Annotated in this window: 14 protein-coding genes; 1 reads left to right on the top strand and 13 read right to left on the bottom strand. The window is 47.2% G+C overall.

What is annotated here, in order from left to right:
* Positions 1-189 precede the first annotated feature (189 nt).
* The gene (locus LC508_RS21070) at positions 190-879 is read right to left on the bottom strand and encodes a hypothetical protein (RefSeq protein WP_054350368.1); all 690 of its coding nucleotides are present in this window, start codon (positions 877-879) and stop codon (positions 190-192) included.
* Positions 880-921: 42 nt separating this feature from the next.
* Positions 922-1,728: a hypothetical protein gene (locus LC508_RS21065; protein ID WP_103732735.1), complete on the bottom strand. Its 807-nt coding sequence runs from the start codon at positions 1,726-1,728 to the stop codon at positions 922-924.
* A 221-nt stretch (positions 1,729-1,949) separates the two neighbouring features.
* Between LC508_RS21065 and LC508_RS21060 the strand changes: the two genes are divergently transcribed.
* Positions 1,950-3,320: an MATE family efflux transporter gene (locus tag LC508_RS21060; RefSeq protein ID WP_103732733.1), complete on the top strand. Its 1,371-nt coding sequence runs from the start codon at positions 1,950-1,952 to the stop codon at positions 3,318-3,320.
* Positions 3,321-3,372: 52 nt separating this feature from the next.
* On the opposite strand, the gene LC508_RS21055 is transcribed toward LC508_RS21060, so the two are convergent.
* The 11 genes from LC508_RS21055 to LC508_RS21005 all read right to left on the bottom strand — a co-directional run bounded on the left by LC508_RS21055 (position 3,373) and on the right by LC508_RS21005 (position 14,042).
* The gene (locus LC508_RS21055; RefSeq protein ID WP_103732736.1) at positions 3,373-4,767 is read right to left on the bottom strand and encodes a glutamate synthase-related protein; all 1,395 of its coding nucleotides are present in this window, start codon (positions 4,765-4,767) and stop codon (positions 3,373-3,375) included.
* 102 nt (positions 4,768-4,869) lie between these two features.
* Positions 4,870-6,099, bottom strand: a complete 1,230-nt coding sequence (locus LC508_RS21050; RefSeq protein ID WP_103732734.1) for an amidohydrolase — start codon at positions 6,097-6,099, stop codon at positions 4,870-4,872.
* Positions 6,100-6,181: 82 nt separating this feature from the next.
* Positions 6,182-6,700, bottom strand: coding sequence for a hypothetical protein (locus tag LC508_RS21045; protein ID WP_033141566.1), 519 nt, complete (start codon positions 6,698-6,700; stop codon positions 6,182-6,184).
* A gap of 21 nt (positions 6,701-6,721) precedes the next feature.
* Complete coding sequence (locus tag LC508_RS21040) at positions 6,722-7,123, bottom strand: DUF4430 domain-containing protein (protein WP_054350367.1); 402 nt, start codon at positions 7,121-7,123, stop codon at positions 6,722-6,724.
* 415 nt (positions 7,124-7,538) lie between these two features.
* The gene (locus tag LC508_RS21035; protein ID WP_033141569.1) at positions 7,539-8,981 is read right to left on the bottom strand and encodes a lactate racemase domain-containing protein; all 1,443 of its coding nucleotides are present in this window, start codon (positions 8,979-8,981) and stop codon (positions 7,539-7,541) included.
* A gap of 1 nt (position 8,982) precedes the next feature.
* Positions 8,983-9,822 carry a triose-phosphate isomerase family protein gene (locus LC508_RS21030; protein ID WP_033141596.1) on the bottom strand — a complete coding sequence of 280 codons (840 nt, stop codon included), beginning with the start codon at positions 9,820-9,822 and terminating at the stop codon, positions 8,983-8,985.
* Between the two features lie 22 nt (positions 9,823-9,844).
* On the bottom strand, positions 9,845-10,570 hold the full coding sequence (araD, locus tag LC508_RS21025) for an L-ribulose-5-phosphate 4-epimerase AraD (protein ID WP_033141570.1): 726 nt from the start codon (positions 10,568-10,570) through the stop codon (positions 9,845-9,847).
* A 16-nt stretch (positions 10,571-10,586) separates the two neighbouring features.
* Entirely contained in the window at positions 10,587-11,246 is a 660-nt protein-coding gene (locus LC508_RS21020) for a ribulose-phosphate 3-epimerase (RefSeq protein ID WP_033141571.1), read from the bottom strand.
* 2 nt (positions 11,247-11,248) lie between these two features.
* Positions 11,249-12,271 carry a zinc-dependent alcohol dehydrogenase gene (locus LC508_RS21015; protein WP_033141572.1) on the bottom strand — a complete coding sequence of 341 codons (1,023 nt, stop codon included), beginning with the start codon at positions 12,269-12,271 and terminating at the stop codon, positions 11,249-11,251.
* A complete protein-coding gene (locus LC508_RS21010; protein ID WP_033141573.1) occupies positions 12,268-13,212 on the bottom strand; it encodes a transketolase family protein in 945 nt (314 codons plus the stop codon). Before LC508_RS21010 ends, LC508_RS21015 begins: the two co-directional genes overlap by 4 nt.
* Positions 13,209-14,042 carry a transketolase gene (locus LC508_RS21005; RefSeq protein WP_033141574.1) on the bottom strand — a complete coding sequence of 278 codons (834 nt, stop codon included), beginning with the start codon at positions 14,040-14,042 and terminating at the stop codon, positions 13,209-13,211. Before LC508_RS21005 ends, LC508_RS21010 begins: the two co-directional genes overlap by 4 nt.
* Positions 14,043-14,049 lie beyond the last annotated feature (7 nt).

Here is a 14,049-nt window from a genome sequence, read left to right as displayed (position 1 = left end):
GTAACCCATGTCAATCTGACGGAACAGGTGCCTTTCTTACCAAAAATGTTTGATATTTTGACCATTTTGCAAAAGAAACATACAATATAAAAGGGAATTATCACCAAGCCGCTGTCTGCGGCCCGGGATAATTCCCTAATTTAGACGAAAGTATGTTTCTAAATTCATTTCGACAGGCGGCAGTTCTCACTACTTCCTGCTCTTAATATAACAAATATTACTGATCAGAAAACTACTGTGTTTCTTCACATAATTAAAATACTCCTGCCTGTTGATATAATACTCCTTCCCCCAGGAGGAAACCCGCATCCAGGTATCATCCATCCCCGTCACGGTGACGAAATGCGCCTTTATCTGGCAGGAGGGAGAATACTCTCCCTCCTGGGAACGGTGGTACATATTCAGCCTGTGCTTTCCCCACACAAAGGGAAAATTAGGTCCCACCAGCAAAATGACAGGAATATCATGGGCCAGCATAGCGCTGATCCTCACCCACAGATTTCTGGGCAGCACGCCGAAGACTGCCCTGAGCCTGATCCGCTCATGCCTGAAATACCTGTTAAGCCCCAGCACCAGCATCCACCCGGCCATGCCGAAATGAGGAATGACCGGCAGGTATTTCTTCCTAAAGCAGTTAACATAACTCATATATTCCGGCAGTTCAAGAATACCGTTTTCCAAATAGGCTTCCTGAAATAACTCCGTCCGGCAGATATCTTTATGTAAACTTAAATACAGCAATAAATCCGTCCCGCCTATGACACCGCATCCGCATTTTCTCATAACAGCAGAATCTGACCACGCCTGGTTTCCTCCAAATGACAGGACGCCATCCTTTTCTATTACTGGATATGGATTATGTAAACTGCTCCTCTGCATACTTATGTCAACCTTTCTCTCTTATTTTACACGGTACCTGTCTCACAGGATTTCTGCTTCCAGTTCGCCGGAAATCGTGACTTTTCCGCCCATTTTGCACTGTACCGTTTTTCCTTCCCGGCGGATCACCGTTGCTTCGATCTGACCATCCGGCTGTCTCAGTACATACACATAAGTGCCGTCTGCTTTTCTGTCCGCCAGGTACACCGCGCAGGCCATACTTCCGCTGCCGCAGCTGGATTCCCACACAAGGGAATCTGTCTCCACCACATATACCACAGGCGTCATCCGGTAGCATTTCTCCATGCCGTCACCGCTGGGTTCCAGGAACATGATGCCGTATGCATCGCATGTCTCACATGCCCTGGCTGCCTTCAGCACTTCCTGTACGAAGGCATCACTCCTTCTCGGTCCCTTCACGATCATATGGCTGATGCCGTCAAAGCAGACCATGGGACAGGTTCCCTGGCCGGGCACGGAAAGATTTACGATCTTTCGCGGCAGCGGCATGGTTGTGCGGCTGGTTCCGGATTCAAGGTCCACCTCAACATCCAGGGGGGATTCCGAACCGCTCACATCCACCTGCACAAGCGCCGGATGTTTCTCGTCCATGAGACTCTTCAGATATCCGAAACTTCTTGTGGCATTACCACAGAACTCGCCGCCCATCATCTGCATATGCAGGGTTCCGTCCTCCTTTTCCTCCACAAATCCAACCTGCTCCGCCTTATATTTCTTCTGCTCCAGAAGCTGATTGGCTGCCTCCGCGTACTGACTCCTTTCCAGTGGTGTCATGACAAAAATTGTGATATTCCCTGCCGGGTCCGCTACACGTATCTTTACCTTCATAAGTTCCTCCAGTCTTACCCCAAACATAATTTTTCTGCCTCTATCATACCACAAAATGATTACTGTTCACAGTAAATTCATTTTCTCTTATCGACTTTCCCGAAAAACTGTGTTATATATGTATATAGGGCATAAGGTATGATACCTTATGTGCTTTTTTTCGATATAAGTAAACATGCTTTCTGCATGAATTTTCACGTTATAAACAGGGGGAAAACATCATGGATACAAAACAAACGGGTCAAAATCAGATCACCGAGGGAGTCATCTGGAAACAGATTCTCTTGTTTTTCTTTCCCATTATGCTGGGCACATTGTTCCAGCAGCTTTATAACACAGCGGATGCCATTGTGGTAGGCCGGTTCGTGGGCAAAGAGGCTCTGGCCTGCGTGGGCGGTTCTTCCGGGCAGCTTATCAACCTGGTCGTGGGCTTTTTCGTAGGTCTTTCCTCCGGTGCCACGGTCATCATTGCCAGATATTACGGTGCCAGAAATAAAAAGGACTTAAACGCCACGCTCCACACAGCGGCCGCCCTGTCCATTGTGGGAAGTATCATCATCACTGTGCTGGGACTGATCCTTACCCCCTTCATGCTGCGGCTGATGCACACACCGGAAAATGTAATGGCAGGTTCCGCGTCTTATCTGCGCATTTATTTCGGCGGCATTGTCTTTGTATTTATTTACAATGTGGGGTCTGCGATCCTGAGGGCAGTGGGCGATTCCAAACGCCCCCTGTACTATCTGATCGTGTGCTGCTTTATCAATATATTTCTGGACATCCTGCTGGTAGTGGGATTGGATCTGGGGGTTGAGGGAGCGGCCATCGCCACGCTGATCGCCCAGGCCGTAAGTGCCATCCTTGTGGTGCGCGCCCTGATGCAGCCGGGGGAAATGTATCTGCTGGAGGCAAAGAATATCCGTTTCCACAGATTCCTGCTCAAATCCATTGTCACCATCGGGCTTCCTGCCGGAATCCAGTCTGTCATGTATAATATTTCAAATATTATCATACAGACCTCTCTGAACAACCTGGGAACCGACACCATGGCAGCCTACACGGCATTTGGCAAAATGGACGCGATCTACTGGATGATATCCGGCGCCTTTTCCATCGCCATCACCACCTTCGTGGGGCAGAACTACGGAGCCGGGAAATATTCCCGTATGAAGAGAAGTGTGTTTGTCTGCCTGTTCATGGACTTTATCGCTTCCATACTGGTAAGCGCCCTGTTTCTGCTGTTTGGCAGCTATATCTTCCGCATGTTTACCCAGGACCCGGAGGTTATCAAAGTTGGTATGAAGATCATCCAGGTGATTGCCCCGAGTTATGTGCTGTTCATCTTCATAGAGATCCTGTCCAGTGCCCTCCGCGGTATCGGGGATGTACTGATTCCGATGATCATGACCTGCGGCGGTGTGTGTCTGCTGAGAATCTTCTGGATTTTTGCGGTTGTGCCGCATATTCCGGGCATCCAGAGTATACTTATGAGTTATCCGATCTCCTGGGCATTGACGGCTGTGCTGTTTATCATTTATTATTTTGTAAAACAGAAGAAATTTTACCGCTCACTTCTGGGCGAAGAGGTTTAAAAAACCGCGGGGCAGTCTCCGTTATGGAGCATACCCCGCGGTATCTTTATGCTTATGCATGTGCTATGTCTGTAAATTCTGATATCTCACGGTTAATCGTGCACAGGTCATCCACATTCATCTCATGGACATCTTTATGCCCTGTGATACGGGCAAATGTTTTCAGTTCTTCCCTGCTGCAGTTTAAAAAGTTCGCCGTTCTTTTGGCTGCCGCGTCCACCTTCAGGCGCTTTCTGAGTTCCGGGTCCTGGGTAGCCGCGCCTACCGGACACTGGCCCGAGCCGCAGATACGGTACTGCTGACAGGCTGCCGCTATCAGAGCCGCAGATGCAACAGCAACGGCATCCGCACCCATGGCAATAGCTTTTGCGAAATCCGAGGACACCCGCAGACCGCCTGTAATGACAAGGTCAATCTCCGCACCTATGCTGTCCAGATATTTTCTGGCTCTGTGAAGCGCATAAATAGTCGGCACGCTGGTGGAATCCCGCACCAGTTTTGGGCTTGCTCCCGTGGCACCGCCCCTGCCGTCAATGGTAATAAAATCAGGCGCTGCAAACACACAGTATTCCAGATCCTTTTCGATCCTGCCTGCCGCGATCTTGATCCCTATGGGACGCCCGCCGGAGGCCATTCTGAGCTGGTCCACCAGTTCCTTTAAATCCTCTTTTGTATTGACATCGGGGAATTTGGACGGACTGATCACATCCTGTCCGAGGGGTTTGTTTCTGATGGCTGCAATCTCAGGTGTCACCTTTTCTCCAGGCAAATGGCCGCCCATTCCCGGCTTTGTACCCTGCCCGATTTTAATTTCGATGGCATCCGCTGTGGAAAGATTTTCAGGTGTAACACTGTAACGGTTGGGGACGTATTCAAATATGTACTTGTACGCAGCCGCTTTTTCCTCCGGAAGGATTCCTCCCTCCCCGCTGCACATGGCGGTTTTTGCCATAGCACTGCCCTTTGCAAGAGCTGTCTTCATCTCCTTTGACATAGCGCCGAATGACATATGTGATATGTAGACCGGCATGTCCAGGACCATTGGTTTCTCAGCATGTTTCCCTATCACCGTAGTGGTGCTGACCGGGTCGTGCTCCATAAGAGGCGGCGGATTGAGCTGGGCACCCAGTATCAGGATGTCATCCCAATTGGGCATTTTCATCTGTGTGCCCATGGCCTCTATGATCGGCTTTCCTGTGACCGCCATCTGATGGATCTCTGCCATATAGCGGCAGGAGGGATCACGGCGCACATACTCCGGCGGATAATCAAGCGCATTTTCCGTTCCCGGCTCTTCCGGCGCCGGTGCCTCCTTCTCTTCCTCCTCTATACGCACAAATACGGAAGCCGGCTGTTTACATACAGGACACTGTTTTAGGTCCTCAAACTTTTTACTTTCTGTCTCTTCAAAAATATACCCGCATACACTACATTTGTATTTTGCCACACTTACATCCTCCTTTGTACCTGCGGCTCTGCAGGAAGGACCTGCAGTCCGCACTGCCTGCTGAATAGTTACCTTTATCTTACCACAGCATTTCAAAGAATTCTACTCATTCTCTCCTGCCGCCGTTTTTTGTGCGTCCTTTCGGCTGCCTCCCGGTACAAATTCAGAATTTTCCTCATCTTTCATGCCGTTATAGATGATCTCACCGTCAATTATGGTATAAAGGGTCTTCGTAAAAACCTCCATGGGATTTCCCGTAAATATGGCAATATCTGCGTCTTTTCCGGCCTCCAGACTTCCCACACGCTGCTCTACGCGGCATATTTTGGCGGGATTGATGGTAATGGCCTTCAGCCCTTCCTCCATGGGAAGCCCCTCCTTCACCGCCAGCCCGGCACACAGGGGCAGATATTGGATCAGCGCCACAGGGTGGTCTGTGGTCACTGCAATGAGCACCCCTGCCTCTGCCAGGATCTTATTGGTCTTGAAATTCATATTCTGCACTTCCAGTTTGGAGCGCGAGGTTAAATCCGTGCCCACGATCACCGGGAACCCGGATGCCTTTACCTCATCCACGATCAGATGTGCCTCTGTGCCGTGGTCTATGGTTATATCTATATTAAATTCCTTTGCAATGCGGATGGCGGTCAGTATGTCGTCCGCCCTGTGCGCATGGACCTTCATAGGGATCACACGCTGGAGCACAGGCATCCACGGTTCCTTCTCAAAGTCCTCCCTGTCAAGCCGGCCCCGTTCCTTGTCCTTCTGGTATTGCACTGCCTCCAAAAGTGTTCTGCGCAGAAGGGCTGCCTCCCCCATTCTGGTAGCCGGGCAATTTCCCTGCTCCCCGTAAGTAGTTTTTGGATTTTCCCCCAGTGCTGCTTTCATGGCTGCCGGGTTCAGTATCGCCATATTGTCCACACATCTGCCCTGGGTCTTCATAAACACAAACTGGCCGCCCACTACATTGGAGCTTCCGGGCCCGGTCATCACAGAGGTGATCCCTGCCTTGATCGCATCATGAAATGCCGGGTCCATGGCATTAACGGCATCAATCGCCCGCAGTGCCGGCGTCACCGGGTTTGTCAGTTCATTGCAGTCATCCCCGATGGCACCCCATTTTTCCTCAGAGATTCCGATATGGGCATGTGCCTCGATCAGCCCCGGCAGCACCCAGGCACCATCCACATCCAGAACCTCTTCCCCCTTCTGCCTTTTATCCAGTGAGGACATGGTTCCCACCTCTGTGATCACCTTGCCCTCTGTTCTTATATATCCGCAGTCTACCGGTTTTCCGGTCATGGTAAATATTTTCCCATTAATTATCAGCATAAAATTCCCTCCTTTGCAGATACCTGACTTCTTTAGTATCCGCAGAGGAGGGCTTTCATATTCTTCTGCTGTTTCATTACTTTTATCTTATTTGCGGGCTTGAAGGCACATGCACCTGCTGTACATTTTCAAGCTTTTTCAAAATATAATACATCGGCTTATATAAGACCAGACAGACAACCACATTGCCGATGCAGTGCAGCACATCGAAATGCAGCCCTGAGATCCAATAGGCCAGACCGCCGCCCACACCGCCTGATACAAAATACGGCAGCGCACACAGAAATCCAAAGGCCAGCCCATAGGCGCCGGCGATTATACTCCAGACCAACGGCGATTCACTCTTAACTACAAGTACGATCAATGCGAGAATGCTCCACACATACAGATAGTTGAACCACCAGATCCCGAACCCGTAGAAGACGCCTTCCAGCAGGGCAAACGCGTAGATAATAAAGAAAACCTTCTTTTTGTACACCTGTGTATACAGAATCACCAGCAATGTCACCACTTCAATATTGGGAAGAAAAGCCATACACACCTGTCCCAGAAACAAAATGGCTGTCAGCATTGCCATAATAACAAGAGACCTTGTTTTCATTGGTATTTCGCATCCTTTCAATCAATACCCCTCAGTCAGGGTCAGTTCAAAAGTATCCCCGTCCTCTATAGGCGTCTGGTCCGCTGATGTATTCACCTGTTCTCCGCCCTTTGTCAGGCACCACCACTGCTGTTTGGAATCGTCTGCTTTCTCACCGTCCACAGATGTCATGAAAAGCCCGTACTGGCCTTCCTCACCTTCCACCAGATTCTCAGCCTGGATCACCGCTCCAAGATATGCCTCGTCAGTCGCATAACTGAACTCCTTCTCACTGCCGTCTCCGTGTACTACTTTTACTGTGACGGTTTTGTCACCCTCCGCTCCTTTCGGCATGAAATTTTTGTAAACCAGGAGCAGGACTGCGCATACGACGACCAGCGCTATGGCTCCTATGATTACTTTTTTGCTGTTGTTCTTTTTCATGTTGTTCTCCTTCCTTCGCACGTAAAAAACAGACCCGCTTCCGTCCGCCGGTCTGTTTCCGAATCAATATATGAATCTATAGAGAATCCGGAATGCATGGCTTTGTTCGGAAGCTTCATTCCATCCGGCACCAGGTATTCTGGCTCATGAGATTTGCATCCCACATACAGTGACCACATCGCTCAGGATTTACACCTGATTCCCCTAATGACAGATTCTGTCTTTTTATTTTACGCCCAATATTCAGCTTTTAGGCCGCTTTAGTTAAATCAATCTTAACACATAAGCTTATCAAGTGTCAAACTTCTTTATACCAGCATTTTGTACGGAATATGGAAAGAATATTGTCAAAAAGGCGGAGACATTCTCGTTCTCCGCCTACAGCTATTCACAGATATATTTCCTGCATTTCCTTTTATGCCTCTTTCATACACAGATGTACGGATGCCCTCTTAAAAGCCAGCGGCAGCGCCAGGATATTCGGCTTTCCTCCCACATATTTCTTCATAGCATCCTCCAGTGCCTCCTCGAACGTGGCCCTGGTCTTTAATCCCATACCTCTGGCTATTCCGGGTTCCTGTGCGCCGACTATGTATATGGCGGAGGTATTCATCTCCGCGATATGGCCGCAGCTCATCATGGAAAAACCATGATAAGGATGGAACGCACCGGCATAACGGTATTTTCTGATGTATTCTTCATTTGTAGCAAAATACTCTCCGTACTTATCCATATCCGGCAGTATATTCATATGATCATGCTGGAACATTTCATAAAGTTCCCGAAGGTATGGCCAGCGCTCATCGTGGAAATAACCGTTACATATAGAAGAGCATATAATCACACAATTGTCACTCATCACCCTCTTATGACGGATGACCTGAGCGGATAAAGCCTGCATCATCTGGATTGGATTCGTCCCCATACCATCCCCGTAATGGAAATCCTGAGGCATGCCGAATACCATTACATCATATTTCTTTTCTGCCCAGGGTACATATGTCCTCTTGTCAGCTGTCTGCCATGAAATAAGCTGCATTTCTTTTGCGTAACCACTGTTGATCTCTATCTGACGGGAAATAGAATCCAGAACAGCATCACAACAGAAAAACTTCTTACCCATACATTTTTCCATGTACATGCCTATTTCATCAAATTTTTTTCTCATCAGTGAATGGTTATTGACCGGAGTAAAATCGTTTCCGTGCATCACATCCGGTATATGATGTGTCGCAATACTCCTCCAGTGTGTAATACCCGTTGCGCAGTGTTTATATCCACCGGAGTAACCGCCATAAGGATTTCCCTGAGTATGTCCGATCAAAACAGCTATATCAGAATCATAGACATACTTATTCATCAGGACTCGGTCTCCCCTCTCTGTGCAGCCAAGATCCACCAAATGTTCATAATCTTCGCTGTCATGACTGATAATCTGATGAGAATGAAAAAACTCATGAAATAATTCATCACCAAGGATCTGCTGCATTTCCCTTTTGCTGGTCCGCGGATGCAGTCCATTGGAAAATATCAAAAGGATATCCTTTTTCTCCACCCCAGCCTTATATAACTCTTCAAGAATCAGTTTAACCGCCAGTTTTCGGTGTGAGGTTGGCTGACATCCCCCTTTTACGATATCCGGAATTGTTATTGTGACTTTGCTGCCCTTACCGGCCAATTCTGACAGAGGCGGCATTCCCACAGGATGTAATATGGATTCTCTTGTTTTGTTTATCAGCTGATTTCTTGGGATACATGGGGGATCAGATACTGTTATACCCGGAATAAAAACATCTGTCCGTTCATCCGGCAGTTCTGCCGCCATGGTGCCCGTACCATATTCAAAATCCAATTTCATCTTATTTACCCTCCCCCAGATATTTTTCAACGATAGATGCAAATCCGTCCGGATAAAATCCGATATCCCCGCTGAATTTTGTAAGTCCGATAAGGCCTCCATCCACACATGGTATTTCTGCCAGCATACGGGCATTTTCCTCTTTCAGACCACCTCCGTATATCACAGGACAGCCATCTGTCCGAGATTTAATAAATGAGGCGATTTTAGTTATATAATCTGAATCCGGCACTGGTTTTCCCGGTCCAATTGCCCAAAGTGGTTCATATGCAACGGAAATACCTGATAAGTCCACATCATTAAGCCCCACATCCAGCTGTTCCCCTATAACATCCTGCCATCTGTTCTGTTCTGCTTCTGTTTCCCCGACACAATACAGGACAGAAAGACCTGCTTTAACTGCACAGACAACCTCTTCATTTAAGATTCTGTTCACAGCCTCTGAATCAGTAATACCCGCATGGGCCAGAACTCCGGCTTTATCCATTCGTTCCTCACAGTGACCTATCAGAACATATTCACATCCCATAGATTTTACACTCTTGGCTGTCCTGTTCGTAGTAAATGCCCCAAAGTTTCCGCCTTTCTCCGTATCTTCCCTATAAATCCCCTGTACCCCGACTTTCCAACCATCCTCTGCTGCCTTTGCGTCTGCTGCCTGAAGCAGATAAGCCTCGGGATAGAAAACAGCAAATTCTGCCTGAGCGGAATATTGGTTCATCGTTTCCCGTATCTGGCCTGTCAGATAACTTCCCCACAAGCTGACTGGTGCCAATGTATTAATTCCATCCATTTCTTTTGGTATATCAAACCGTTTCAAATTTGCAAAAATATACTTCATTCTGTGAAGTCCCCCAATCATTTTATCTCTGTACCATTCCATGTCCATAATCATCTCTTGTAAAAGATGCGTTAGCGCCATGTTTTCTGTCATAATGCCTGTCAGCGACAATACGCTTCAGAGGCTGTGCATTTTTATCTATACACAGCATGTGGACTGCCATTTTGCTTATCTCCTCCAATACAACCGATTTGTGTACAGCATCCCACACATCACTGCCCCACGTAAACGGTCCATGTCCCGGTGTCAACGCAGCCGGAATGTCCTCAGGGGAAATTTTATTCTCCTTGAAAAACTCAACGATTGTCATTCCAGTATTCCACTCATACTTATTGACAACCTCATCATCACTTAATTCCCTGACACAGGGAATATCACCGGCAAAATAATCTGCATGCGTGGTCCCAAAACAGACCAATGAACGCCGAAGCTGAGCCAAAACTGTCGCATATGTGGAGTGTGTATGGACAATAGCACTGACACCCTCAAAATTCTCATATATTGCTCTGTGAATATCCAGATCTACTGATGGTTCCCACGATTTCCCCAGCAATTTTCCATCCAGAGTGACAACACTGACATTCTCAGTGGTCAGCTCCTCATAAGGTACCCCCACAGGCTTTATAACAATAATCCCTCTTTCCCTGTCTACCGCACTTACATTTCCCCAGGAATACTTGACTAATTCCCGGCGGGGCAATTCTTTATTTGCCTCCACCACCATTTGTTTCAACTGTTCTAACTCCATACCCTTATCTCCCTGATTATCGATTCCTAACTGCCTGCCGAAACGTCTCGTAATTTTTCTCTATTGACTTTCCCTTCTGAAACAGTGTAAAATATCCTCCTACTACAACATCACATCCGGCATCTATACACTTCTTTGCTATTTCAATGTCTATACCGCCATCCACCTCGATCAGTAACTTAAATCCGTCTGCCAAAGCTCTTAACTCTTTAATTCTCTGATATGTAAATTCCATAAAACGCTGCCCGGAAAACCCCGGCTCCACTGACATAAGTGTGACCGCATCCAGATAAGGAATCAAATCCCTTAGAAATTGGACTGGTGTTGCCGGATTTAGCGCTGCCGCTGCCTTCATCCCCTGCTTTTTTATCTGCTGGCACAGCCGGAAGGGATTTTTGGTACATTCATAATGAAAGCAATAATACTCCACTCCAAGTTCTGCAAATAAATCCACATATTCCTCAGGCCTGGCAGCCATCAGATGTAAATAAAACGGGCTTTTACCCACTGTTGTCATCTGCCTTAGAAAATCTGTGCCAAATGCAAAATTAGGTACAAAATTCCCATCCATAACGTCTATATGAAACCAGTCAATTCCCAGCTTATCCAGTAGCTCCATACTTTCCCTCATTTTGAACAAGTCCGCGCACAGCATTGTAGGCGCTATATGGTACATTATCATTCCCCCTCAAAATCCATGATCGTCTTCATATTGATACCTTTATTTTTCAATGCCTGTTCCATCATTTCCTGAACCTGGGAAAACCGATACCTTTTTGATATAAACCCGTCCAAATAAACCCTGCCTTCCTCTATCAAGTCCCTGGCTCTTATAAAGTCCTCCTCCCGATACGTGATACACCCTTTCACTGTAAGTTCGTTTCTCTGTATTTTTGCAATGTCTGCCTGCACCGGAACACTGTAATTCCCTACGATAACTACAGTGGTTGTCTTTCCCGCCAGCTCCAGAATCTGTGTAAAAACTGCCGGTACTGCTGCACAGTCAATGATGACATCCGGAAATTCCTCAAAACATTGCCGGGCTGCCTGTACCAAAGTAAGATTCGATGTATCAATGGCAAAATCAATCCCTGACTTCTCTGCCATTCTGATCTTTTCACGGCTGATATCGCAGATTGCAGTCTTTTTTGCCCCGGCCAGCATACATGCCTGGGCCGTAAAATTTCCAATTGTACCGCCCCCTACGACTAAAACTTCCTTTCCTTCCACATCGCCCTGATAAGCCGCGTGTACTCCCACAGCAAAAGGTTCGATAAAAATAACTTTATCCAGATCCGCATCCTGTTCCAGAGGGTAAACATACTCCCTGCTTATCACAAAATAATCTGCACCAAGACCATCAGACTGAACACCTAACGAATTAAAATTCATGCAGGCATTTTTCTTTCCTTTTCTGCAGGAATAACACATGTTGCAGCTCAGAATGGGGCGGATTGTGACCAGACTGCCCGGTTCTAGGTCGTTCACGTCTTCCCCTGTCTCTTCCACTATGGCAATTCCCTCATGAAACGGCACAACAGGAAATTCCATATACCGATTTTTTCCGGCAAATACCTGAATATCCGTTCCGCATACACCAATCCGTCTCATTTTCAGTAAAACCTGACCCCTGCCGCATACAGGCTTATCAGCCTGTCGGACCACGGCTTTCATAGGACTTTCAAATACTATTTTTCTCATGATTTCCCTTCTTTTCTCCTGATCACACGGTGTGCAGCCGCAACAATATTTTCAATAGTAAGTCCATAATGTTCTGCCAGCTCTTTGGGTGTACCTGAACATCCGAACATATCCTGTATTCCGACCATCTCTACAGGTACGGGATAGTTTTTGGAAAGCACTTCACTGACTGCTCCGCCTAATCCTCCCAGTATATTGTGATCCTCTGCAGTCACTGCGCATCCCGTTTTCCTAACGGAATCCAAAAGCAGCTCCGCATCAACTGGTTTGACAGATGCCATATCAATGACATCCGCACAGATACCGTTTTTCTCCATTTCCTTTGCAGCTTCCAGTGCTCTGCTTACCAAATCTCCTGCAGCTACGATAGTTAAATCCTGTCCCTCACGCAGCAGCGTTCCTTTCCCGATGCTTGCCCTGCAATCTTTTTTTTCAGTGTATATTTCCGGAGAATCCAGCCTGCCAAATCGGAGATAAACAGGTCCCTTATGGTTGATTGCCTCCTCCACACATTTTTTTGTCTCTATGGTATCTGCCGGATAGAGTATAGTCATATTAGGTACTGCTCTCATAAGAGCCAGGTCTTCTACACACTGATGGGAACCCCCATCCGCACCGATCAACACTCCTCCATGTGTAGCTGCAATCTTAACATTCAGATTTGGATAGGCTATACTGTTTCTGATCTGATCATATGCCCTGCCCGCTGCAAAGGCAGCAAAAGTGCTTGCAAATACCACAGCTCCGCTGGCCGCGTACCCCGCTGCATATCCCATCATATTACATTCAGCAATACCCATATCTGTAAACCGGTCAGGATATTTTTTCGCAAAATGTATTGTCTGGGTTGCCTTGGATAAATCTGCATCAAAAACAAAGAATTCATATTTTTCCGCTAATTCAGTCAGCGCAGCACCATATGCTTCTCTTGTTGAACTCATACGCACGCCTCCCCCAATTCTTTCATTGCCTGTTCAAACTGTTCGTCATTAATAGCTGCTCCATGCCACCCTGCCTGATTCTCCATAAAAGATACCCCCTTACCTTTTGTTGTTTTTCCTATTATAAAAGCAGGCTGGTCTCTCACCTGTCTGACACGGTCCAGAGTTTCTATCAACCCTTTGACATTGTGACCGTCTGTCTCCTCTACATGCCATCCGAATGCCTGCAGCTTTTCTTTTACAGGATATATGGACATAACCTCATCTACCCTCCCGTCAATCTGCAGATTATTGTTATCCAAAAACACTACCAGATTATCCAGTTTAAAATGACCGGCACTCATAAACGCCTCCCATACCTGTCCTTCCTGCATTTCTCCGTCCCCTATTATGCAGTAAACCCTGTAATCTTTTCCTGTCTTTTTTGCATAATGAGCCATACCGCATGCTGCAGATATACCCTGGCCCAGGGAACCTGTGGACATATCAACTCCCGGTACCTTTTTCATATCCGGATGTCCCTGCAGCATACTGCCCATTTTTCTAAGTGTGGTCAAAGCACTCTTTTCAAAATATCCCCGTTCTGCCAATGCGGCATAGTAAGCCGGTGCCGCGTGTCCCTTTGACAAAACAAAACGATCACGATTCATTTCTTCCGGCTTGTCCGGACTGATATTCATCTCATAAAAATACAGCACTGCTATGATCTCAACCATAGACAAAGCCCCGCCAGGATGCCCGGAACCTGCACTGTGCAGACTGATAATCGTATTCCTCCGTATCTGCTGTGCATGTCTGATGATTTCTTCTACACTATTCTGCTGCCTCATTCTCACA

The sequence above is a fragment of the Blautia parvula genome, assembly GCF_020215665.1.
In the GTDB taxonomy this organism is placed as follows: Bacteria; Bacillota; Clostridia; order Lachnospirales; family Lachnospiraceae; genus Blautia; species Blautia celeris.
The sequence above is the reverse complement of the archived record's forward strand: the minus strand, read 5'-3'. Positions and strand labels throughout refer to the sequence as shown.